Annotated in this window: 18 protein-coding genes and 1 tRNA gene; 8 read left to right on the forward strand and 11 right to left on the reverse strand. The window is 65.8% G+C overall.

Going from position 1 to position 23,153, the window contains the following annotated elements:
- Nucleotides 1-97: 97 nt before the first annotated feature.
- The 9 genes from V6Z91_RS13370 to fabF all read right to left on the reverse strand — a co-directional run bounded on the left by V6Z91_RS13370 (nucleotide 98) and on the right by fabF (nucleotide 11,158).
- Nucleotides 98-1,630, reverse strand: a complete 1,533-nt coding sequence (locus V6Z91_RS13370) for a response regulator (RefSeq protein WP_338771020.1) — start codon at nucleotides 1,628-1,630, stop codon at nucleotides 98-100.
- Nucleotides 1,627-3,384 (reverse strand): ATP-binding protein, encoded by a 1,758-nt coding sequence (locus V6Z91_RS13375; RefSeq protein WP_338771022.1) that lies wholly within the window; start codon nucleotides 3,382-3,384, stop codon nucleotides 1,627-1,629. Before V6Z91_RS13375 ends, V6Z91_RS13370 begins: the two co-directional genes overlap by 4 nt.
- Nucleotides 3,385-3,466: 82 nt before the next feature.
- Nucleotides 3,467-4,525 (reverse strand): ATP-binding SpoIIE family protein phosphatase, encoded by a 1,059-nt coding sequence (locus V6Z91_RS13380; protein ID WP_338771025.1) that lies wholly within the window; start codon nucleotides 4,523-4,525, stop codon nucleotides 3,467-3,469.
- A complete protein-coding gene (locus tag V6Z91_RS13385) occupies nucleotides 4,510-4,902 on the reverse strand; it encodes an anti-sigma regulatory factor (RefSeq protein WP_338771827.1) in 393 nt (130 codons plus the stop codon). Before V6Z91_RS13385 ends, V6Z91_RS13380 begins: the two co-directional genes overlap by 16 nt.
- Before the next feature lie 38 nt (nucleotides 4,903-4,940).
- Nucleotides 4,941-5,297, reverse strand: coding sequence for an STAS domain-containing protein (locus V6Z91_RS13390; RefSeq protein WP_338771026.1), 357 nt, complete (start codon nucleotides 5,295-5,297; stop codon nucleotides 4,941-4,943).
- 7 nt (nucleotides 5,298-5,304) lie between these two features.
- Nucleotides 5,305-6,171, reverse strand: a complete 867-nt coding sequence (locus V6Z91_RS13395) for an STAS domain-containing protein (RefSeq protein WP_338771028.1) — start codon at nucleotides 6,169-6,171, stop codon at nucleotides 5,305-5,307.
- Between the two features lie 274 nt (nucleotides 6,172-6,445).
- Complete coding sequence (locus V6Z91_RS13400; RefSeq protein WP_338771031.1) at nucleotides 6,446-8,224, reverse strand: sugar-binding domain-containing protein; 1,779 nt, start codon at nucleotides 8,222-8,224, stop codon at nucleotides 6,446-6,448.
- A gap of 207 nt (nucleotides 8,225-8,431) precedes the next feature.
- A complete protein-coding gene (locus V6Z91_RS13405; protein ID WP_338771032.1) occupies nucleotides 8,432-9,724 on the reverse strand; it encodes an MFS transporter in 1,293 nt (430 codons plus the stop codon).
- Nucleotides 9,725-9,910: 186 nt separating this feature from the next.
- Nucleotides 9,911-11,158 (reverse strand): beta-ketoacyl-ACP synthase II, encoded by a 1,248-nt coding sequence (gene fabF / locus V6Z91_RS13410; protein ID WP_338771830.1) that lies wholly within the window; start codon nucleotides 11,156-11,158, stop codon nucleotides 9,911-9,913.
- 198 nt (nucleotides 11,159-11,356) lie between these two features.
- On the opposite strand from fabF, the gene V6Z91_RS13415 reads away from it, so the two are divergent.
- From V6Z91_RS13415 to V6Z91_RS13440, 6 genes are all read left to right on the forward strand, one after another.
- Entirely contained in the window at nucleotides 11,357-12,388 is a 1,032-nt protein-coding gene (locus V6Z91_RS13415; RefSeq protein WP_338771033.1) for an AraC family transcriptional regulator ligand-binding domain-containing protein, read from the forward strand.
- A gap of 162 nt (nucleotides 12,389-12,550) precedes the next feature.
- Nucleotides 12,551-13,360: a DUF1080 domain-containing protein gene (locus tag V6Z91_RS13420; RefSeq protein ID WP_338771034.1), complete on the forward strand. Its 810-nt coding sequence runs from the start codon at nucleotides 12,551-12,553 to the stop codon at nucleotides 13,358-13,360.
- A gap of 13 nt (nucleotides 13,361-13,373) precedes the next feature.
- Nucleotides 13,374-14,210, forward strand: coding sequence for an FAD:protein FMN transferase (locus tag V6Z91_RS13425; RefSeq protein WP_338771036.1), 837 nt, complete (start codon nucleotides 13,374-13,376; stop codon nucleotides 14,208-14,210).
- Nucleotides 14,203-15,498 (forward strand): Gfo/Idh/MocA family oxidoreductase, encoded by a 1,296-nt coding sequence (locus tag V6Z91_RS13430; RefSeq protein ID WP_338771037.1) that lies wholly within the window; start codon nucleotides 14,203-14,205, stop codon nucleotides 15,496-15,498. The genes V6Z91_RS13425 and V6Z91_RS13430 overlap by 8 nt, the downstream gene beginning before the upstream one ends.
- The gene (locus V6Z91_RS13435; RefSeq protein ID WP_338771038.1) at nucleotides 15,477-16,907 is read left to right on the forward strand and encodes a Gfo/Idh/MocA family oxidoreductase; all 1,431 of its coding nucleotides are present in this window, start codon (nucleotides 15,477-15,479) and stop codon (nucleotides 16,905-16,907) included. The genes V6Z91_RS13430 and V6Z91_RS13435 overlap by 22 nt, the downstream gene beginning before the upstream one ends.
- 153 nt (nucleotides 16,908-17,060) lie before the next feature.
- The gene (locus V6Z91_RS13440; protein ID WP_338771039.1) at nucleotides 17,061-18,269 is read left to right on the forward strand and encodes a nitrite reductase; all 1,209 of its coding nucleotides are present in this window, start codon (nucleotides 17,061-17,063) and stop codon (nucleotides 18,267-18,269) included.
- A 235-nt stretch (nucleotides 18,270-18,504) separates the two neighbouring features.
- Here V6Z91_RS13440 and V6Z91_RS13445 read toward each other — a convergent pair.
- A tRNA-Pro gene (locus V6Z91_RS13445) sits at nucleotides 18,505-18,581 on the reverse strand.
- 179 nt (nucleotides 18,582-18,760) lie between these two features.
- Between V6Z91_RS13445 and V6Z91_RS13450 the strand changes: the two genes are divergently transcribed.
- The gene (locus V6Z91_RS13450; protein WP_338771041.1) at nucleotides 18,761-20,518 is read left to right on the forward strand and encodes a glycoside hydrolase family 9 protein; all 1,758 of its coding nucleotides are present in this window, start codon (nucleotides 18,761-18,763) and stop codon (nucleotides 20,516-20,518) included.
- A 94-nt stretch (nucleotides 20,519-20,612) separates the two neighbouring features.
- A complete protein-coding gene (locus V6Z91_RS13455; protein ID WP_338771042.1) occupies nucleotides 20,613-21,413 on the forward strand; it encodes a hypothetical protein in 801 nt (266 codons plus the stop codon).
- A 38-nt stretch (nucleotides 21,414-21,451) separates the two neighbouring features.
- Here the strand turns inward: V6Z91_RS13455 and V6Z91_RS13460 are convergent, their stop codons facing one another.
- The gene (locus V6Z91_RS13460; protein ID WP_338771044.1) at nucleotides 21,452-23,131 is read right to left on the reverse strand and encodes an AMP-binding protein; all 1,680 of its coding nucleotides are present in this window, start codon (nucleotides 23,129-23,131) and stop codon (nucleotides 21,452-21,454) included.
- Between the last annotated feature and the right edge of the window lie 22 nt (nucleotides 23,132-23,153).

Genomic DNA, 23,153 nt, shown 5'->3' on the forward strand with positions numbered 1-23,153 from the left:
GCCTGTCACCGCTTCCAAGGAAATGTTTCTAGAAACCGGGTGCCTGTCACCGGGGTTGCGGAAAAATTGCTTCAGGGGACGCTCACGCCGGCCGCCATCACTGCCGCTTCATGAACGTGCGCACCGTGTCGTTCAAGGTTTCCATGTTGACGGGCTTGGTCAGGTGGTGGTTGAAGCCCGCCGCCATCGCGCCCATGCGGTCCTTGTCCTGCCCATAGCCGGTCAGCGCGATCAGCACCGTCTTTGCCAGTTCCGGGTAGCCGCGCAGCGTCGCGGCCACGTCGACGCCACTCATGTCGGGCAGGCCGATGTCGAGGAACACCACGTCCGGTTTCAGGCGCAGCGCCGCCTCGATGGCGCCGGCGCCGTCGTGCGCCATGTGCACCTCGTGGCCGGCGAATTGCAGCAGGGCGGACACGATCTCCGCCGAATCGACGTTGTCGTCCACGACGAGAATGCGGTACGTATTGGCCGGCCGATCCGGCGCCGCTGCCGGATCGCAATCGGTGGCATCGGCCGCCGGCGTGGTGGCGAGCGTGGGCAGGCGCACCTCGAACGTGCTGCCGAGCCCCGGCCCCTCGCTGTGCACGCGCACCTCGCCGCCATGCAGGTTCACCAGCGTGCGCACCAGCGACAGGCCGATGCCCAGCCCATCCTGCACCCGGTCCGGCGAATGGCCAGCCTGGGCGAACAGGTCGAAGATGTGCTCGGCCTGCTCTTGCGTGATGCCGATGCCGTTGTCGGTCACGCGGATCGCCGCCTCGGTGCCTTCCAGGCAGGCGGTCAGCGCGATGCGCCCGCCGGGTGCCGTAAACTTGGCTGCGTTGTTCAGCAGATTGCCCACCACCTGCGTGAGGCGCACACTGTCGCCGTCGACCCAGATATCGTGGTCCGGCAATTTCACCGCGAGGATGTGCTGGCGCGCGGCGATGTTCGGGTCGGCCGTTTCGACCGCGCTTTTCAGCAGGCCGCACAGCTCGATCGGGGCGCGGCGCAGCGCGATCTTCCCCTGCGAGATGCGCGAAACGTCCAGCAGGTCGTCCACCAGCCGCACCATGTGGTCGGTCTGGCGCAGGATCACGCGGCGCGCGTTTTCCTGCGCGGGCGAGGAGTGCGGATCGAGGCTGCGCAGCAGTTCCACCGCGTTGCGGATCGGCCCCAGCGGATTGCGCAGCTCGTGGGCCAGGATCGCCAGAAATTCATCCTTGCGGCGATCCATGTCGCGCAGCTCGCGTTCCACCCGACCCAGGCGCAACAGCGCGCGGACATTGGCCACCAGTTCTTCCGGCTCGATCGGCTCGAACAGGTAGTTGTCGGCACCGCTGTCGAGCGCACGCACCTTGTCCGGTGAAGACAGGTAGGAAGCGGAAGTCTGCAGCACCAGTACCATCGAGGTGTCGGGGCTCTGCTTGATCTTGCGGCAGACTTCGAAGCCGTTAATGTCCGGCAGCTTGGTGTCGAGCAGCACCAGGTCGGGCGTCTGTTCCCGGGCCAGTTCCAGCGCCTGGGCACCGCTGCCGGCTTCGATCACGCGAAAGCCGGCGCGCTGCAGGATGCGGGTCTTGGCATAGCGCGCGGCGTCGGTGTCGTCGACGTTCAGGATCACGGGGTCGAGCGGGGATGCCTTCATGATGGTCTCTCTTGGTGGCAGAGGGCGTTCAACTGTGCCAACAGTTCGTCGCGTGCGACGGGCTTGCTGAAATAGGCGTCCGCCCCCAGCGAGAACGCTTTCTGGCGGTCGGCCACTTCAGAGGCGATGATCACCGGTACGTTCTTGCGGCGTTCATCGTCCTTGATCTGCGCAAGCCAGCGCCAGCTGTCGCCACCGTTCAGGTACAGGTCGAGGATGATGGCGGCCGGCTTCTCCACGCTCCACGCCTGTTCCGCTTCCCATACGCTGCGCACGGCGACGGCCCGGTAGGGCGTGTTGCGGAAGTAGCTGCGGTACAGCAGCTGGGTCGAGCGGTCGTCTTCCACCACGAGCACGGGGATGCCGGCGGCATCCGGCGCATCCGGGCGGAACACGTGCGGCTCGGGCATCTCGTCATGATACAGCGGGATTACGGCGGAGAAGACGGAGCCGGCGCCCGGAGTGCTCTTCAGCGACACGGAGCCGCCCAGCAGCCCGGCCAGCCTGCGGCACAGCGGCAGGCCCAGGCCGGTGCCCTTCACGCGGTGCTGCAGCCGGTTTTCCACCTGCGAGAATTCCTCGAAGATGATCTGCTGGTGCTCCGGTGCGATGCCGATGCCGGTATCTTCCACGTCGAAGCGCACCGCGTCGCCTTTTGCCAGCAGCGCGGCGGACACGCGCACGTGGCCGGCCTCGGTGAATTTCAGGGCGTTGGAGATGAAGTTGCGCAGGATTTGCGACAGTTTCGCTTCGTCCGTCATCATCGTGATCGGCTGTTCCGGTTCCTCGAACAGCAGGTCCACGGTACTGGAAACGAGCAGTGGGCGCAGCATGCCACGCAGCGCCGAGAACATTTCCGTCACCTCGAACGGCGCGGCGCGCACGTCGATCTTGCCGGCCTCGATCTTGGCCAGGTCGAGCAGGTCGTCCACCAGTTCGGTCAGCGACTCGGCGCCCTTCAGGATGAAGCGCACCTGCTTTTCCTGCTCCGGCGTCAGGTCGCCGTCCACGCGTTCCAGCAGCAGCCGGGTCAGCGCGCGGATCGAGGAGAGCGGCGTCCTGAACTCGTGGCTCATGTTGGAGAGGAAGCGCGTCTTCATCTCGTCGGCGCGGCGCAGGTGGTCGGCCTTCTCGTCCAGTTCGGCGTACAGGGCGACCACGCCGCGGTTGGTGTCTTCCAGCTCGCGGGTGAGCTGCATCAGTTCATCCTGCCGCGCCTTCAGCTCGGCCAGCGTGGCCAGCAGTTCCTTGTTCTGCTGCTGTACCTCGGCAATCGACACGTCCGCCGCCAGCGCCGAGAATTGCGCGCCCATCTCGCCGACCGTGGCGGGCGTGATGAGCAGGGCGCCGTGCGGCAGCAGCTTCTTTAGTGTGATGGTGGTGCCGGCGCCGGGCTCTGTCTGTATGTCGAACTGGTCCATCAGGCGGCGCGCGCCCAGGATGCCCATGCCCATGCCGGTACGTGACTGGTAGCGGCCCGACAGCACTACGTCGAGGTGCGGTATGCCGGGGCCCTTGTCCTCGATGCGGATCACCAGCAGCTGCGGCGCGGTGGAGCCCTCGATGGCGAATTCCACGCGGCCCGTGCCGGCATAGTTGTAGACATTGCGCGCCAGTTCCGACACGGCGGTGCCGATGCGCGCCTGGTCCTGCGTGTTGAAGCCGCACAGCGAGGCGATCTGGCGCGCGCGCTGCCGCGAGGCCACCACGTCGAGTTCCTGGTCGATGCGCAGGCTGAGGATGCGGATGCTCATGATTGCCACCCCTGTCGGTCACGGACCACCAGCACGGTGACGTCGAGTCCCTGCTCCATGCGCAGGCCGGCGATGCGGATGCTCATGATTGCCATCCCTGTCGGTCACGGATCGCGAGCACGGTGACGTCATCGCGTCCCCGGCTGCAGTCGCGGTACAGCACGCCGGCGATCAGTGCCGGATGGCAGGCGGCCAGGCCCGGATAATCGGGCAGGTTCCAGCGCGAATTGATGCCGTCCGAATGCAGGATCAGCAGCGAAGCGTCGGTCCAGGACGCGTCGAATTCCTGCACCTTGCGCACGTTGCTGCCCACGATGCCGTTGTGCGACACCATCTGGCGCCGCTCGCTGCCGTTGAACACGTGGGCGGCGATATTGCCCACGCCGGCGAAGGTCAGCGTGTCGGCCAGCATGTCGATGCGGACGACGGCGGCCGCCGCGCCGCGCGTGGCACGCAGTGCCGCGTGCATGTCTTCGAGCAGCGTGCCGGCCGGCAGGGCGGGATTGCGGGCCAGCGTCGTGGCCGCCAGTTCGGAAGCCTGCGCCGCCAGCGGGCCGTGGCCGAGGCCGTCGGCCACCATCACCGTGGCCGACGTGGCGTCGTGCGCCAGCGCCCAGCTGTCGCCCGACATGTGCTCGCCGTGCATCGGCAGGCATACGGCGCCCCAGTGCAGGGAGGGCGCGGTGCGCGCCGCCTCGGCCGGCGTCATCGACGTGTACGGGCGCGGCCACAGCGTCATCATCACGGCGGTGCCGCGGCCGGCGGTGCTGTAGATGTCGAATTCGGTGGCCAGGCGCCGCATGGCGCCCAGGCCTACCCCATAGCTGCCCGCCGTGGAGTGGCCATCGGCCATGCTGGCATGCAGGTTGGCGATCCCCGGGCCGTTGTCCAGGGCGAGGATTTCAAGGCCGTGGATACCGGCCCGCACGAGCGGGCGCAGCAGGATCTCGCCATGGCCTGCATGCTTGAGGATATTGGTGGCAGCCTCGGTGACGGCGATCGCCACCTCGCCGGCCGCCGTTTCATCGAAGCCCAGCTGCGTGCACAGGTTCACGGCGGCACGGCGCACCGCCGCGACCTGGCTGGCCTCCGCGAGCGGATGGCAGCTCTGGCGGTGTTCCGCGGCTAGTATGGTTTCCATTTGCAGATTCTGACCGTGGTGCCCTGGCCGGGCGCCGATTCGATGTCGAATTCGTCCGCCAGCCGCTTCGCGCCGGACAGGCCGAGCCCCATGCCGCCGCCGGTCGTGTAGCCGTCCGTCAGCGCCCGCGCGATGTCGGGGATGCCGGGCCCATGGTCGATGAACGTGAGGCCGATGCCCTTGCGGACGCCCTGCAGCAGCTTTTGCAGGTGCGCCTCGCCGCCGCCGCCGTAGCGCAGCGTATTGCGCGCCAGCTCGCTGGCGGCCGTGATCATCTTGGTCTGGTCGATCAGCGAAAAGCCGGCGGCGATCATCTGTTCGCGCACGGATTGCCGCAGCCGCACGACATCCTCGTCGGAACGAATCGGCAGCACCATCGCATCGACGTCGTTATTGCTCAAGATCGCCTTTCCGGTTAGTCAGTGCGTTGCTGGAGGAGCTTGACGCCTTTTTCGACGTTCAACGCGGTCTGCACGCCGTGCAGCGTGAGGCCGAGTTCCACGAGCGTGATGGCGACGGCGGGCTGCATGCCCACCAGCACGGTGCGGGCGTCGAGAATGCGCGCCATCGCCGCCGTGTTGCTGATCATGCGGCCGATGAAGGAATCGACGATGTCCAGCGCGGAAATGTCGATCAGCACGCCGCGCGCGCGGTCCTTCACGATGCGCGCGGTCAGGTCGTCCTGCAAGGTCATCGCGAGCCGGTCGTGCATGTCGACCTGGATCGTGACCAGCAGCAGGTCGCCCATCTTCAGAATGGGGATGCGCTCCATGTCCGCCTCAGGCCGCCGCTTCGTTGCGCACCACGGTGGCGCCCACGCGTTTCAGCGCCACCACGAATGCATCGGCCAGGGTGGCCTTCGTCAGCACGTCCTCCAGGTTCACGCCCAGGTGCACGATGGTTTGCGCGATCTGCGGGCGGATGCCGCTGATGATGCAGTCGGCGCCCATCAGGCGGGCCGCGGCGACCGTCTTCAGCAGGTGCTGGGCCACCAGCGTGTCCACCGTCGGCACGCCGGTGATGTCGATGATGGCGATCGAGGCGCCCGTTTCGATGATCTTCTGCAGCAGGTTTTCCATCACCACCTGGGTGCGGGCGCTGTCCAGCGTGCCGATCAGCGGCAGCGCCAGCACGTCCTTCCACAGTTGCACGACGGGGGTGGAGAGCTCCAGCAATTCCTGCTGCTGGCGCATGATCACGCTTTCGCGGCCTTTCTGGTATTCCTCGATCGTGAACAGGCCCATGCGGTCGAACAGCGTGCCAGCCTCGGTTACCTCGGTAGCCAGTGCCGCCGGGTCCGCCGCCAGCTCCTGGCGCAGCAGCGTGAATACCGGCTCCTTCAGGGAGAAGATGAAGGTGGCCGTCTCGGTCGGCGAGAAGCCCTGGCGCACGCGCGCGGCGGACATCTCGGCCAGCAGCTGGCGCACTTCCTGCCAGGCCGGGGCATCGAAATCGTAGTTCTGCCCCTTCTCGACGGCCCGGGCGACGAGCGGAATGAAGCGGCCGGCCTGCTGGCGGATCTCGCCCTCGGCCGCCTTGTCACGGCGTACCACGCGGGACAACATCCCGCCCAGCCAGCCTTCAATCAGTGCTTCCTGGTTCTCGCCAAGGACCTTGGCCAGGCGGCCCGTCGTTGCCATGCTCATGCGCTCTCCGAAAAAATGTGTAACAAGCTAGTGTAACAGCTCGGCATTGCGCGCAATGATACGATTTGAAACATTTCCTTGCCGCACGATATGAAAATTGGTGTAGCAAGCGGTCCCGAATGGCTGAGCTCGTGTCATGGGGTCAGGCACTGTGACACGGGCTCGACAGCTATTCTTACGGCCCGTTGACAAAATTTTCGCCAGCGGCCGGCTGCATGCAGAGCGAGCGTATTGGCTGAGCACGTGTCATGGTGCCTGGCACCATGACACGTGCTCAACCGTCTTGATAACGCTGCAGCAACGCGCGGTGCAGGGCGGCGACTTCCTCGGGGTCGATTTTCGGTTGGCGGTCGAACGTGAGCAGGCCGTTCTTTTCGTGTTCGACGTCGGTAAATTGCGTGTAGCAGGCGCCGGCCAGGAAGGGCAGTGTGCCCAGCGCCTCGATCAGGTCGCGGTAGCGCGCCAGCAGCTCGGCGCCGGAGCGCACGGTGCCGTAGTAATCGAACAGCCGGTCGCGCGGGGCGTCCGGCGCCTCGGGTTCGCTGAGAAAACCGCCCACTTCCGACAGCACGATCGGCTGCCCGCGGTACTGCCCGCCGGGCAGGAACAGCGGCTTGTCCTTGTACCAGCCCTTCGACGGCGGCTGCAGGGACTTCACCGTTTCGGCATAGCGCGCGGCCAGCTTGTCGCCGGGCTGCGTGTAGTCGTGGATCGAGCAGATGTCGGTCAGGTCGGTGTGCTCCCAGCCGTCGTTGTCGACGACCAGGCGCCCCGGATCGAGCCGCCGGGTGCGCATCACCAGCTTTTCGATGAAGGCTTGCTGGCCCGGATGGCGGTACAGGGCCGGGAAGCCGAAGCTCTCCACCAGCGGCACCCAGGCCACGATGCAGGGGTGTCCCGCGTCGCGCTCCACGGCGCGTTCCCATTCCGACAGCAGCGCCTCTTCCGCCTCGAGCGACCAGCTGCGCGTGTTCGGCATCTCTTCCCACACGAGGATGCCGAGCCGGTCGCACCAGTACAGCCAGCGCTCGTCTTCGATCTTCTGGTGCTTGCGCACGGCATTGAAGCCGAGGCGCTTGATCCACTGCGCATCCTCGCGCAGGGCATCGGCCGAGGGCGCGGCCAAGTTGGTATCGGGCCAGTAGCCCTGGTCGAGCACCATCAGCAGGAAGGTACGCCGGCCGTTCAGGTGAAAGTGGGCATCGTGCGCCTCGAAGCGCCGCAGGCCGCAGTAGGAGCCGATTTCGTCGAGCACCCGCCCGTCGGCGATCAGGCGCACGCGCAGGCCGTACAGGTAGGGCGTGTCGGGTGACCAAGGCTGCGCCGCGTCGATGCGCGCATGCAGCGTGGCGTTGGCGAAGCGCGTTTCCGCCTGCGCGAAGACGACGCGCTCGCCGGTTTCATCCAGCACGTCCATCTCGACGGTCCAGGGGCCGGAAGGCGCGTGCAGGTGCACCTCGACCGCCAGCCGCCCATCCGGCTCGGTTTGCAGGAAGCGCAGCGCATCGACGCGCACGGGCGGCGCGGGCTCCAGCCACACGCTCTGCCAGATGCCCGTCGTGCACCAGTAATAGATGCGCACCGGCTTGCCGGACGACGATTGCTTGCCGCGCGGCTGGTGCATGTCCTGCCGGTCTTCCACGCGCAAGGTGACGCGGTTCGGCCCGTCGTGCAGGAAGGGGGCGATATTGAACGAGAACGGCACATGGCCGCCGCGGTTGCGGCCAGCCAGCTTGCCGTTGACCCAGACCTCGGTGCTGTAGTCGACGGCGCCGAAGTGCAGCAACAGGTCTTGCTCGCGCCACTCGGCCGGCACGTCGAAGGTACGGGCATACCATACGATTTCATGCACGTCCTTCGCGCCGATGCCGGAGCGTTCGCTCTGGTAGGGGAACGGCACCTCGATCGACCGCGGCAACGCGCGGCCGTCGTGCCAGCCCTGGTTGCGGCCCTGGTCGTCGTCGTCGAAGGCGAATTCCCAGGTGCCGTCCAGGCTGGCCCACTGGGTACGGGTCAGTTGGGGGCGGGGATGGAGGATGTCGGTCGTAGTCATCGCGGCATGGTAGCGCGATACGCGCATGGGCCGACGCACGGATTCAATCGGACGCGGGGGATACGCAACGGCCGGCCGCACCAGTTACCGTGTTGAGAACCCCAGGCAGACCTCGAATCGCCGCGCGGAGCAATCTCCATCGTTGTCAGACTACTACCGCTTGCGCCCGGCCGAGCGAGACGGCAAAGAGGCGTTTGTGCCGGTGCTTCAATATTGTTCCGGTATCGGCCGCACTACCAGGAACAGGTAGCACATGGCCCCCAGGAACGCGATGCCCGCACCGGTGAGCAGGGCCGGTACGAACGACGAGGCTTGCGCGATGTAGCCGGTGAGGATGGGCGCGAGCGCGCTGCCCAGGAAGCCGCCGAAATTCTGCAGCGCCCCCAGCGAGGCGACGTGGCTCGGCGGCGCGGCCACCGTGGCGAGCGACCAGGCGCAGGCGGAGGAAGCGTTCGCGAGGAAGATCACCACTGCGATGCACGCCACGGCGACGGTATTGCTTTCGACGAGGGCAGCCGGGATCGTGAAGGCCACCATGCCCAGCGTGGCCACGACGACCGCGTTGCGCCGGCCGGCGACCGGCGATGCCGCGTGGCGGGCCACGCGGTCGGACGCCCACCCGGCGATTAGGGCGCCGGCGAAGCCGCAGAGGAAGGGCACCGAGGCCGCGATGCCGGCCTGGGCCAGCTCCATGTGGCGCTCGGTGCGCAGGTAGCCCGGCAGCCACGTCAGGAATACCCAGTTCAGATAGACCGAGCCAAAAAAGCCCAGCATCATGCCCCACGTGGTGCGGTGCCGGAACAGGCTGCGCCAGGCGGCGAAGCCCGCGGCCGGCGCCGCCTTGCCGCCCGCTTCGGCCCCGTCGATCTCGAGATAGGCCCGTTCCGCATTGTCGAGCTCACCGCGCACGGGATCGCGATACAGGGCGATCCACACGATGGCCATCACCAGGCCCAGTGCGCCGGTGGCGAAGAATGCCCAGTGCCAGCTCGTGGCCGCGATCAGCGGCGGCAGCAGCAACGGCGCCAGCGCCACGCCGAGCGGCGAAGCCGAGTTGAAGACGCCGGTGGGCGTGCCGCGCGAGCGCGCCGGGAACCAGTTGCTGACGACCCGCGCCGCCGCGGGGAACTGCGGCGCCTCGCCGATGCCGAGTGCGATGCGGGCAATCACGAACCAGCCGAAGGTCGACACCAGCCCGCCGGCAGCCTGGGCCAGCGACCACACCACGAGACCCATGCCCAGCAGCCAGCGTGGTCCGATCTTGTCGACCAGCGCGCCGACCGGCAACTGGCAGATCGCATAGCTCCACGCGAACGCCGACAGCAGCAGGCCCATCTCGCCCAGCGACAGCCCCAGGTCGGCGCGGATGTATTCGTTGGCCACGGCCAGCGTGGCGCGGTCGAGGTAGTTGATCACGCCGCTCACCAGCAGCAGCGCGAGTGAAATGACCTGGCGGTGGCGGATGCGGGGAGGGACGGCGGTGGCCGGTGTGCTGTGCATAATGAAAGGAGCCGGTCAAGGCAGTCATGCCGTTCAGATAAGCCAACCCCGGATGCAAAATCCGGGGTGAATGCATCATCTTCGGCACTCGGCCGAAGTGTTAAGTGAACGGCATTACAACGAAGGCATGAACCTGGCTCCAGATACTGGTTGGGGTAGGCGATTATAGTTCAGCCGCCCACGCCCTCACGCCGCCGGGAAGCGGCCGAATACGAGGCTGGCGTTGACGCCGCCGAAACCGAAGCCGTTCGAGATCGCATACTCCGTCTCGATCGGCCGGGCCGTGCCGCTGACGATGTCGATGCCTTCGGCCGCCGGATCGGCTGTCGCCAGGTTCAGCGTGGGCGGCGCCATCCGGTCGCGCAGCGCCAATAGGGTGAAGATCGCCTCCACGCCGCCGGCGGCCCCCAGCAGGTGGCCGGTGGACGACTTGGTGGCCGACACCGCGGGGCCCCGGCCGGCGCCGAAGACGGCGCGAATGGCCGCGAGCTCGCTGGCGTCGCCCACCGGGGTGGACGTCGCGTGGGCATTCAGGTGCCCGATCGCCTCGGGGGCGATGCCGGCCTGCCGGATCGCCAGCTCCATCGCCCGGCGGCCGCCGGCGCCGTCCTCGGGCGGCGACGTCAGGTGATAAGCATCGGCGCTCGTGCCATAGCCGAGCAGCTCCGCGATCGGCGTGGCGCCGCGCTGCAACGCATGCTCCAGTTCCTCTATCACGAGGATGCCGGCGCCTTCGCCCATCACGAAGCCATCGCGCGCCACGTCGAACGGGCGCGATGCCTGCGTGGGTTCGTCGTTGAAGTTCGTCGCCATCGTGCGCGCGGCGGCGAACGAACCGAGGCTGACGCGGTCGATGCAAGCCTCGGCCCCGCCGCATACGGCGATATCGGCTTCGCCCGCGCGGATCAGCCGCGCCGCGTCGCCGATCGCCTGGGCGCTCGCGGCACAGGCGGTGACCGGAGCGCCCAACGGGCCGCGCAGGCCGTGGCGGATCGAGATGTGGCCGGCCGCCATATTGGCCAGGAAGTTCGGTACCGTGAAAGGCGACAGGCGGCGCGGCCCGCGCCCGTCGGTGGTCCTGACGGCATCGACGATGGCGCCGAAGCCGCCCACGCCGGAAGCCACGATCGTCGCCGTCCTTTCCCGCTCGCCGTCCGTTCCCGGCTGCCAGCGCGCCTGCTGCAAGGCTTCCTGGGTGGCAGCCAGGGCGAACAGCGTGAAGCGGTCCATCTTCTTCTGGTCCTTCGGCTCCACCACGCGGTCAGGATCGAAGCCCCATGGGCTGGCCGGCGTCAACGGCGGCACCACGCCGCCGACCTTGGCCGCGATGCCTTCCGTGACGCCGTCGGGCAAGCGGGCCAGGCCGGAACGGCCTTCCAGCAGATGCTTCCATGCGGCGTCGGCTCCGCATCCCAACGGGGACACGATCCCCATTCCGGTCACGACTATGCGTCTCGTCTTCAAGCCATGCTCCTTCGCTCGGTGTCTATCATACTGATGGGCAGAATACGCCAGACGGCGCCTATGGCGAAAGCCAGGCACCGCAGCGTTTTCCGGCCAGTATAGGGAGCGCCGGTGGGGCAAGCAGTCACATCACGCCAATCGATGTGCAAAGTGCGCCATAATGGCGCCATGAACCAGTCCTGGCAAAACGCGCTCACCGTATCCGCCCACTTCTTGCAGGGCATGCTGCACGCCCTGCGCACGCGCCACGGCGAGGAAGCAGCGTTCCAGGCCCTTGCCACCGCCGCGATTGCGCCGTCCCTGCTGGCGCAGCCCGATGCGCGGCTGACGCGCCAGCAATACGTGGCCCTGTATCGCACGATCGCGGCCACGCTCGATGACGAGATGCTGGGACTGTGGTCGCGGCCGATCCGCGGCGGCACGCTGAAGTACCTGATGCTCAGCCTGCTTGACGCCCCGACCGTGCTGGTGGCGCTGAACCGCTTCGTGCGCTTCTGGAACCTGCTGCTCGACGACTACCGCCTGCAGATCTCCACGAAGAACGTAGTGGTGCGAATCGCCCTGGTCGAAAGAATGGCCGGCACGCCTGTCACGCCGCTCGCGCATGAATTGATGATGAAGCTGATCCACGGTATCGCCTCGTGGCTGCTGGGCAGGGAGATCGGCCTGCAGCGCATCGCGTTCAACTTCGGCCGCCCCAGGCACGTGCGCGATTACGCCTTCCTGTACCCCGGCGAGGTGCGCTTCGATGCCGGGGCGACCGCCATCGACTTCTTCTACGCCGATTGCGCGGAGCAGTTCCGGCGCGAGAAGCACGAGCTGTGGGCGTTCCTGAAACGTGCCCCCGAGGACTGGACCTTCAGCGCCATCCATCGTGGCTCCCTGACGGCGAAGACGCGCGAATACCTCGAGCACCGCCTGTCCGGGCCGGTGACCATCCAGGATCTCGCCGGGGCCCTGCATACCTCCGTGCGCACGCTCAACCGCCGCTTCGCGGAGGAGGGCACGCATTTCCAGCTGGTGAAGGATGGGCTGCGGCGCGATATCGCCGTGCACCGGCTGGCCAATTCGAACACCGGCGTGGCCGTGCTGGCCAATGACCTGGGGTTTGCCGATGCGACGGGGTTTTGCCGGGCGTTCAAGGGTTGGACGGGGAGCAGTCCGGGGGATTATCGGAAAGGGGCGCGGCAGGGGGAGTAAGGGGACGCCCAGGGAAAAGCAGCGGCATGGCGCATCGTTGAATTCAATTTAAATATTGAATCGATCGATCCCAATTTTGCATTGGTGCCGGGTAGTCTTCTACCTTACATTCTTGCTACGGAAACGTTTCGCCTAAAAACCTAAGACAAACATGGAGACAATATGCGGTTTCGGTCGTTTTCCTCGGCAGCGCTTGTCGCTGCCATGGCAGTGGTGCCCCTGCAGGCCACGGCTGCCAGCGGCAAGTGCAATGCTTCCCTGGTCTCGGCAACCGCGCCGCTCACCGGGGAAGAGAAGCTGCAGGGCTGGACCATGCTGTGGGATGGTTCCTCCACGGCGGCATGGCGTAGCGTCCGGTCCGATGCTTTTCCCGCACAAGGATGGCAGACATGCGATGGCATCCTGACTGTCATGGGCAAGGGTGGGGAAGAATCCCGCAGCGGGGGCGACATCATCACCCGCAAGCGCTATCGCGATTTCGAACTGGAGCTCGACGTCATGATTGCCCCTGGTGCCAACAGCGGGGTCAAGATCTTCACGCAGCCGGATCTCAAGCCGATCGACCGGCTGACCGGCAAGCCGGCAACCGTAGGCTCCGCGATCGGATTGGAGTTCCAGGTCCTGGACGATGATCGCCATCCGGATGCGAAACTCGGAATAGATGGCAACCGCACCATCGGCTCCCTGTATGACCTGATTCCGGCAGCAATGGACAAGAGCCCGTCCCCGGTCGAGCAATGGAACAGGGTCCGCATCGTGTCGAAGGGGAAGCTCGTCTCGTTCTGGCTGAACGGCAAGAAGACAGTGGAGTTCGAACGCGGCTCGGACGAGTTTCGCGCCGCCGTCGCAGGGAGCAAGTTCAAGGACATTTCCGCATTCGGGGAATGGCCCGACGGTCACATCCTGCTGCAGGACCATGGCGATAAAGTGTCATTCCGAAACATACGTATTCGTGACCTGAGCCGCAGCTGAGCGGGCGCGCAGTATGTTTCACCATACGTTCGCCGCGATGAACACGCGGTTCAGCATGGTATTGCCGGAAACCGAAGCGCGCGCGGGTAGGCGATTCGCACGCGAGGCGGAAGCCGTGCTCGTCGAGCAGGAGCGGATGATGAGCCGCTTCGTCGCGCACGGCGACCTGGCGACGGTGAATCGCGACGCCGCCGGCGGGCCGGTTCCGGTGCCGGACGGCCTGTGGGATGTCCTGCAGACCTGCAGGCGGCATCATGAATTGACCGATGGTGCATTCGATATCGCCCAGGGTTCGCAACGGGGCGGTCACCGGATGCAGATGGTGCACTTCGATCCGGTGGCGCGCACCTTGCAGTTCACGGCACCAGGCATGCAGCTGGACCTGGGCGGCATCGGCAAGGGCATTGCACTCGATCGTGTCAGGCAACTGTTGCTCGATCGTGGCGTCGGCCACGCATTCCTCAGCTTTGGTGAAAGTTCCGTCGGCGTCATCGGAACCCATCCCGCGGGCGACTGCTGGCCCGTTGGCGTGGAAGACCTCTTCGAACCAGGCCGCTCGCTGCATCGCTTCGACTTGCGTGACTCTTCCATGTCGACATCCGGCAACCGCGAAGGACAGGCGCATATCGTCGATCCGTCCAGCGGCTGCCTCGTGACCGGTTGCGAAACCATGACCGTTGCCTGCGCCAGCGCGACCGATGCGGAGGTGCTGTCGACCGCATTGCTGGTGGTTCCGGCTCCTCGTCGTGCTGCCATCCTGCGACATTATGCAGGCGTCCAGGCAGTGCATATCGTCTATCGGAAGAGCAATGGAAGATGGACTGGCGAAAAGGATTGGCTGTATGAGTAAGGATTTCCCCCCGGATACCGACGACGCCGGCGACGATATCGTCGCGCGGCGCCGCTTCCTCCAGCGACTGGCTGGCGTCGTGGCCAGCTCGACATTGTTGAGCGCTCTTCCCTGGATGGCACCGTTGCGTGCGCAGCCGGCCGGCCGCGCGCCATCGGATCGCGTGCGCGTCGCCGTGATCGGCACCGGCTCGCGCGGCACCCTGTTGCTCAAGCACCTGTTGCGTACGCCTGGCGTCGAGGTGGTGGCATTGTGCGACGATTATCCGCCGCATCTCCAGGCCGCACTGGCGGTTGCGGGCAACAAGCCGGTGGCGTTCACCGATCATCGCAGGCTGCTCGACATGAACGGTCTCGATGGCGTGCTGATCGCCACGCCCTTGCACGAGCATGCGCCGATGTGCCTCGATGCATTCGCTGCCGACAAACATGTCTTCTGCGAGAAGAGCCTGGCCTTGACGGTGGAGGAGTGCAAGGCCGTGGCGCGTGCGGCGCATGGGAGCCGTCGCGTATTCCAGATCGGCCACCAGCGCCTGTTCAGTGCTTCCTTCCTGCACGCGCACGAGATGGTGGCCTCCGGCCAGATCGGCAACATCACGCAGATTCGTGCCAGCTGGCACCGCAATAACGATTGGCGGCGCCCGGTGCCGCGCCCCGAGCTGGAACGCAAGCTGAACTGGCGGCTGTATCGGGCCAGTTCGGCCGGCCTGATGGCGGAGTTGGCCTCGCACCATCTGCAGATTGCCAACTGGTTCCTCGACGCCGCGCCGCTATCCTGCGTCGGATACGGCAGCATCAATCACTGGAAGGATGACCGGGAAGTGCACGACAACGTCAACGTGCTGTTCCGCTACCGCGACGGCGTCACGCTGCTGTACGACTCGCTCACGAGCAATCGCTACCACGGCCTGGAAATCCAGATCATGGGGCCGAAGGGAACGATCGAAGGCGAGAGCGGCAAGGTTTACTTCGAACAGCCGCCGCCGGCACCCGGCATCGTGCGGCTCATCGACCAGCTGGAGAAATCCACTGTCGAAACGATCCCCATCGGCGGGCCGACCTGGAAGCCGGACAGCAAGCAAGCCACCGCCGGGCAGGCATTGCGGCGCGACCTCGGCGGCGACGACGGCACAGCCATTTCGATGGCCGCGTTCGCCAACGCGATCCGCCTGAACCAGAAAACTCCCCAGATGATCGATCACGCCTACCGTTCCGCCATCGCCGTGCTGATGGGGCAGGCCGCGATGGACCAGGGCAGGGAGATCGCGTGGCCGGGCGACTACAGTTAACGATTGATCATAATGATGGAGACATGATGGCAAACCCAAGCACCAAAACAGGCCGCCGGCAATTCATGCAAGGTGCCCTGGCCACCCTGGCCGTGCCGCACCTGGCCTTCGCGGGTACGTCGGCCGACAAAGTAAGGCTGGCTTGCTGCGGCATCGGCAACCGCGCCGCGCAGATCATCAAGGAATTGCATGCAACGGGATTGGCGCAGATCGTCGCCCTGTGCGATACGGACATGGGCGCGCCGCATACGGTTGAGATCCTGAAAATGTTCCCGGATGTGCCGCGTTTCAGTGACTTCCGCCAGATGTTCGACAAGATGGGCAATGGCTTCGACGCGGTGAGCATCGGCACACCCGATTTCTCGCACTTTCCGATCGCCATGCTGGCCATGTCACAGGGCAAGCACATCTACTGCGAAAAGCCGATGGGCCAGAGCTTCCGCCAGATCGAACTCATGATGGCCGCCGAGCGCAAATACAAGGTGGCCGCGCAGATGGGCAACCAGGGCCATTCGGAGGCGAATTATTTCCAGTTCAAGGCATGGGTCGATGCGGGAATCATCAGGAATGTGCGTGCCATTACGGCGCACATGAACAACCCGCGCCGCTGGCATGGCATGAAAGTGTCCGGCTACCTGCCGGCACAGTCGGTGCCGGCGACACTGGACTGGGACGGCTGGACATCGACCGCCGTGCCCCACCCCTACAATCCCGGCTATATCAACGGCGACTGGCGTTCTTGGTACGACTATGGCAACGGCGCCCTGGGCGACTGGGGCGCGCACATTTTCGATACGGCCCATGAATTCCTGCACCTCGGCCTTCCCACCGAAGTCGAGGCAGTCCGACTGGATGGCCACAGCCCGTTCATCTTCCCGCAGGCGTCGACCCTGGCCTTCCGCTTTCCGCAGCGCGGCACCTTGCCGCCACTGGAATTGACCTGGTATGACGGGTTGAACAACCTGCCGCCTTTGCCGAAGGATTATGGCGCAGCCATCGTCGACCCGAATATTCCACCGCCATCGAAGGGCAGCAATCAGTCGATTGCGCTGCCGCCCGGGAAGGTCATCTACGGTGACGAGCTGACCTTCAAGGGCGGCACGCACGGTAGTGAGTTGAGCATCATCGGCAGCGCCGGCAAGGATATCCTGCCGCCGGTGCCGAAAAGCCCGTCGAACCATTTCGCGAACTTCCTGAAGGCTTGCAAAGGGGAGGAAACCTGCCGCTCGAGTTTCGCAGTGGCCGGTCCCTTATGCCAGGCGATGGCGCTCGGCATCATCGCGCAACGACTCAATGCCAAGCTCGCTTTCGATCCGGCTGCCAGGAAGATTACCAACCATAAGGAGGCGAACGCCCTGCTGGAAGGTCCCGCGCCGCGCAAGGGCTGGGAGCAGTATTACAGGCTGTAATTCGATCGGCAGTTATCATGCAGTATATTGCCGAGCCAAACTGTTGCCTGCCAAGGCGACGGGACCCAAGACACGCACATGCACAAAGCAATGCCAGACAAAACGGGGAGGACCCGAACTTCCTCCCTCCAACGCACGCGGCACGGATTGCCCATGGTGATGTCGGTGTGGAGCTTGTGGTTCCTGTCGACGGTGCAGGTAGCGCATGCCGGCGAGCCCGGGCCGGTCATGGTCGAATTTCCTGCATGGTCGCGTACATATGCCGGCAATCTCGACGGCAGGCAGGTCGAGGTCGCACTGACCCGTGTCGATGCCCGCGTGGAGGGCAGCTATTGCTTTGCGCCATGCGCGCGCGATGGCCAGGACCGGATCCAGATGCAGGGCACGGTTAAAGGCGACCGGATCCGGTTGTCCGAGCTTCGCTTGGGCGAGCGCGGCACGCGGGTGCGGCAGGCATCCTGGCACGCAAGGCTTCGTGACGGCCACATGGTCGGCAGCAGGGCGCACCCGGACAGCGGCGCGGCGCAGCGCTTCAGCCTCGCCGACACGCGGCCCCTGCCTTACGAGATGACACTGGTCGCGGACAGCCGCCCGGCGAACGACCACACATGCGAGACGCAGCCGCGTGTCGTGGCGATCAAGCTGTATCGTGGGCGCCGCCTTGTGCAGCGGCTCGCGACTGATTCCCAGGGTACCTGCCAAGTTTTCCTGCCCCGGGCCATCGACGCGAACTTCGACGGCAGACCTGACATCACGATCCCGCTGTTCCTGCCTGCATCGCCGAATATTCCCCACCAGACCTGGCTGTTCGACCCGCGCACGCGGCGGTTCGCACCAGGCCCGGAGCTGCTCCAGGAAATCACCTCGCCCGAGTACGATTACGAGCACAAGATGATTGCGTCCTTCTGGCGCGACGGCTGCTGCTCGCACGGCGTGACGACGTACCGCTGGCACGGAAGCACGCTCGTCGAGGATCAGACCTTGCAGAGCCATGCGCTCCCGGTGCTGGCCGACGACGGCAAACGCCGTTACTGCTATTCATCGCCCTCGTATATCGACGGGCAGATCGTCTTCAAGGACCGCGTCGAGGAGCGCGAAGGACGCCTGGCGTTCACCGTTGCCGACGTCGGCGCCTGCGAGGAATCCTACGGGATCGCTCGGGACACACGCATCGATATCTGGCAGCGCGGTCCTGGCGGCGCTTTGCGCATCGCGCGCACGGAAACGGTTCACTGGCGGCCGGTACTGGACGGTGGACAAACGCATTATTGCCCGGAGGTTCCGTTCTTCGACCACGGAAGCATCGTGAGAATCCTCCTCGATGGTGATGAGCGTGCCCTGTGCACCGACGAGCAGCCGTAGTCACAGTCCGTGGCGAACGCTGTCAAGCAGTGGCCGGACAGGGAAATTCCCACCTTTTGCAGGGATCGAAGGTCTGACCGAACCTTCAGGGTAAGGCGCGGCGTCGCGGATGGTACGACTGTACAGCGAGGCGCTGCAACACAGCCATGAAGGCTCTCTCGGGCGCTTCTAGTCCCGTCGAAATGTCGGCAGGGAGGAAAGCGGAAGCCCAACAAGGAGAATCGGTCGTTAAGACTGGTCGGGGTGAGAGGATTCGAACCTCCGGCCTCTACGTCCCGAACGTAGCGCTCTACCAGGCTAAGCTACACCCCGCGGTGCGTGTGCTCGACAGCACACAGCCGGCGATTCTAGCATTTCCCGTCGAGTTAGGCCATCCCGGCCGCGCGCGGCCGCTCGTTGCGACCCCGGCAAGCTCATGCATTGATCTTCCGGCCGAATTGCGCCACTATGGCGGAATAAAAAATGAAAACGATTTCACAACCGGAGACAATATGACACCACGACGTTCCCTGAAGTCGCTGCTGCCGCTCGCCTGCCTGGCCTTGCCCTGCGCGGCATGGGCGGCGGCGCCCCAGGCGGCAAGCGCCACGATCAAGGTCAACCAGCTCGGCTTCCTGCCTGGGGCCGCGAAATTCGCCGTCGTCCCCGACGGCAAGGCGGCCAGCTTCACGGTCGTCCAGGCGGGCACCGATACGGTGGTCAAGACCGGCACGCTGGCGCCGGGCAAGGCAGCGCCCGAAGCCGGCGACAAGGTGCGGCTGGCCGACTTCACGGGCCTGGCCACGCCGGGCCGCTACCAGGTGCGCGTGGCCGGCTTGCCCGACTCGCCGCCGTTCGACATCGGCCCGGCCGTTTTCCAGCCCGTGAACGCGGCCGCGATCAAGGCTTTCTACTTCAACCGGAACAGCACCGCGCTGGATGAAAAGCACGCGGGCGCGTACGCCCGCGCGGCGGGCCATCCGGACACGCGGGTACTGGTTCACGCATCGGCCGCCTCGCCCGCGCGGCCGGCGGGCACCGTGATCTCCAGCCCCAAGGGCTGGTACGACGCGGGCGACTACAACAAGTACATCGTCAATTCCGGCATCACCACGTACACGCTGCTGGCGGCCTTCGAGGACTTTCCCGAGTTGTTCAAGGGGCAGGACCTGAACATTCCGGAAAGCGGCAATGCGCTGCCGGACCTGCTCGACGAGGCACTGTGGAACCTGGAGTGGATGCTGACGATGCAGGACCCCGCGGACGGCGGCGTGTACCACAAGCTGACCAACCTGAAGTTCGACGGCATGGTGATGCCGGACCAGGCCAGGGAGCCGCGCTACGTGGTGCAGAAGACCACGGCCGCGGCATTGAATTTCGCCGCCGTGATGGCGACTGCCAGCCGCGTGTTCGCACCCTATGAACAGCACGTGCCGGGCCTGTCCGCGAAGATGCTCGCCGCGGCCAAGGCCGCGTGGCAGTGGGCGCGGGCCAACCCGGGCGTCTACTACCAGCAGCCGAAGGACGTGGCCACCGGCGAATACGGCGACAAGGATGTGAGCGACGAATTCGGCTGGGCCGCGGCGGAGCTGTTCATCACCACGAAGGACCCCGCCTATTACGGGGCGATGAAGGCGCCAGCGCTGAAGGCCACCGTGCCGTCCTGGGCGCAGGTCGACGGCCTGGCGTGGATGTCGCTGGCGCGGCATCGCAAGACGCTCGGCTCCGCGGTGGACCAGGCGCTGGTGGCGAATCGCATCGATACGCTGTCCGCCAGCCTGGCCAGGGGCTGGAAGGCGTCGGCCTACGGGATCACGATGCAGCCGGCGGACTACGTCTGGGGCAGCAGTGCCGTGGCGCTGAACCAGGCGATGGTGCTGGCGCACGGTTATCGCCTGACCGGCAAGCGCGAATACCTCGACGCAGCGCAGGCGGGGCTCGACTATGCGCTGGGGCGCAATGCGCTCGGCACCTCGTTCGTTACCGGCTTTGGCACGAAGTTGCCGCTGCACCCGCATCACCGGCCATCGGAAGCCGACGGCATCGCGGCGCCGGTGCCGGGCTGGCTGGTCGGCGGTCCGCAGCCCGGGCAGCAGGACAAGAACGATTGCCCGGTGGCGTACCTCTCGGCGCTGCCGGCGAAATCGTGGCTGGATCACGGCTGTTCGTATGCCAGCAACGAGGTGGCCATCAACTGGAATGCGCCGCTGGTGTACGTCACCGCCGCGATACAGGCGCTGACACCGGGCGGGGCTAGTACGCAACACTAGCGATCCGCTAGTGTTGCGTGCCCGTGAATCCGCATGGCGGTTCGTCGCGAAACGACGAATAATGATCTTCTTGTCAACAGTCGAAAGGAACGCCATGCCCCGTCCCACATCCGTCGCCGCCGTCATGGCGGCAGTGTTCTTTGCCGTACCCGCCGTCCAGGCCAAGTCGCTGCCTTCACTGTCCGTGCCCACGTTCTCGCTCCAGTTCACGGATTATTCCATCGTCTATGGCGACGCGGCCGCGCCTGCCGCGATCGGCCTGGTGTCCGCCAGCGCGACGTCGACCGTCATCAGCCTGGACAGCTTCGAACAGCTGCTGCACACGAAGAGCCTGGGGTCGGCTCCGGGCGTGGCCGAGGTGGCATCCACGATCCGCTTCGAGGCGGCAAGCGGGTATCGGATCACCGGTATTTCGTTTTCCGCCACCGTGAACGGCGTGCTGGAACTGCCCGATGTCAGCGGGCCCGACGTCATCGCCGTGGACTATGGGGATTCCCTGAACTACGCCCATGCCTACGCGGGCATTTCGCCGGCCGGTGCCACCCAGCAGCCCACGCAGCTCTACAGCACGACCCAGGTCTCGGCACCCGTTGCGCTGGGCGGTATCGTGCACAATACGCAGGGCCTGAGCGTGTTCGACTTCGGCCTCGACGTATTCGGCTCCTCCCGTGTGGAATCGACCTTCGTCTATACCACCAACCCCGATCCGAGCGAGCCTTTCCCGCTGGAGGGCAAGACCTGGGGCAATGCCGAGATCCATTACGCCAACCCCGTGCTGACCGTGTACACGGAGGCGATCGGGCCGCTGCCCGCCGTGCCGGAACCCGGCCAGTGGGCGATGCTGGCTGGTGGCCTGTTGCTGCTGGCCGGCGCGCTGCGTTCCAGGCGCGGCTGATCGCGAAGCGGGACGCGGCCACGCCCTGTCCCGCCACCTTACTCTGCCAGGCCGAGGTCCGTCGCCACCTGCCGGCGCAGCACGTACTTCTGGATCTTCCCGGTGACCGTCATCGGGAAGCCCTCCACGAAGCGCACGTAGCGGGGTATCTTGTAGTGGGCGATCTGCCCGCGGCAGAATTCGCGGATCTCGTCTTCCGCCGCTTCCATGCCGGGGCGCAGCACGATGCAGGCGCACAGCTCCTCGCCGTACTTTGCGTCCGGCACGCCCACGCACTGCACGTCCAGCACCTTCGGGTGGCGATACAGGAATTCCTCGATCTCGCGCGGGTAGATGTTCTCGCCGCCCCGTATCACCATGTCCTTGGCGCGACCCACGATGGCGGCGAAACCCTGTTCGTCGATCACCGCCAGGTCGCCCGTATGCATCCAGCCCGCCGCGTCGATGGCCTCGCGGGTCTTTTCCTCGTCGCCCCAGTAGCCGAGCATCACCGAATAGCCGCGCGTGAGCAGTTCGCCCTTCACGCCGCGCGGCACGATCCTGCCTTCGGCATCGACGATCTTCACCTCCAGGTGCGGGTGCACGCGGCCGATGGTCGAGACGCGCAGCGGCACCGGATCGTCCACGGAACTCTGGAAGCTGACCGGCGACGTCTCCGTCATGCCGTAGGCGATCGTGATCTCGGCCAGGTGCATCTTGTCGATGACGCGGCTCATCACCTCGGCCGGGCAGGGCGAGCCGGCCATGATGCCGGTGCGCAGCGTGGACAGGTCGTAGTGGCCGAAATCCGGATGGTCGAGGAGGCTGATGAACATCGTGGGCACGCCGTGCAGGCCCGTGCAGCGCTCGGCCTGCACGGTTTCCAGCACCGACTTCGGTTCGAAGCTTTCGCCCGGAAACACCATCGCCGCGCCATGCGTCACGCAGGCCAGGTTGCCCAGCACCATGCCGAAGCAGTGGTACAGGGGCACCGGAATGCACAGCCGGTCGCCGCTCGTGAGGCGCATCGCTTCGCCGACGAAGAAGCCGTTGTTCAGGATATTGTGGTGCGTGAGCGTGGCGCCTTTCGGCGAACCGGTGGTGCCCGATGTGAACTGGATGTTGACCGGCTCGTCGAATTGCAGCGCGGCCGCGATGTCCGCGAGGTTTGCGCGCGCCGCTGCATCGGGTTCCGGCAGCAGATCATCGAAATTGTGCATGCCCGGCGTCTTGTCCGCGCCGAGCCGGATCACGTGCCGCAAGTGCGGCAGCTTCCCTGATCGCAGTTTGCCGGGGACGCTAACGCGCAGCTCCGGCACCACGTCGCCCAGGATCGCCAGGTAGTCGCTCGACTTGAATGCCGGCGACAGGACCAGGGCGGCGCACTGCACCTTGTCCAGCACGTATTCGAGTTCGGCGCGGCGGTAGGCCGGGTTGATGTTCACCATCACCAGGCCCGCGCGCGCCGTGGCGAACTGCACGAGCACCCATTCCGCGCAATTCTGGGACCAGATGCCGACCCGGTCGCCGGGGCGCAAGCCCAGCTCGAGCAGGCCGATGGCCAGGCGCGTGACGCGCTCGTCGAGTTCCGAGTAGGTCCAGCGCACGCCCTGATGGGGCACGACGAGCGCTTCGTTGTCGGCGTACCGCGCGGCCACGCCGGCGAGGAAGGAACCGATGGTTTCACCGATGAGCGGAACGTCGTGTGCTCCGTGTACATAGCTCAGGCTTTGCTGCATGTTGTCTCCATGTCGTTGTGGT

Source organism: Massilia sp. METH4 (assembly GCF_037094685.1).
In the GTDB taxonomy this organism is placed as follows: Bacteria; Pseudomonadota; Gammaproteobacteria; order Burkholderiales; family Burkholderiaceae_D; genus Rugamonas.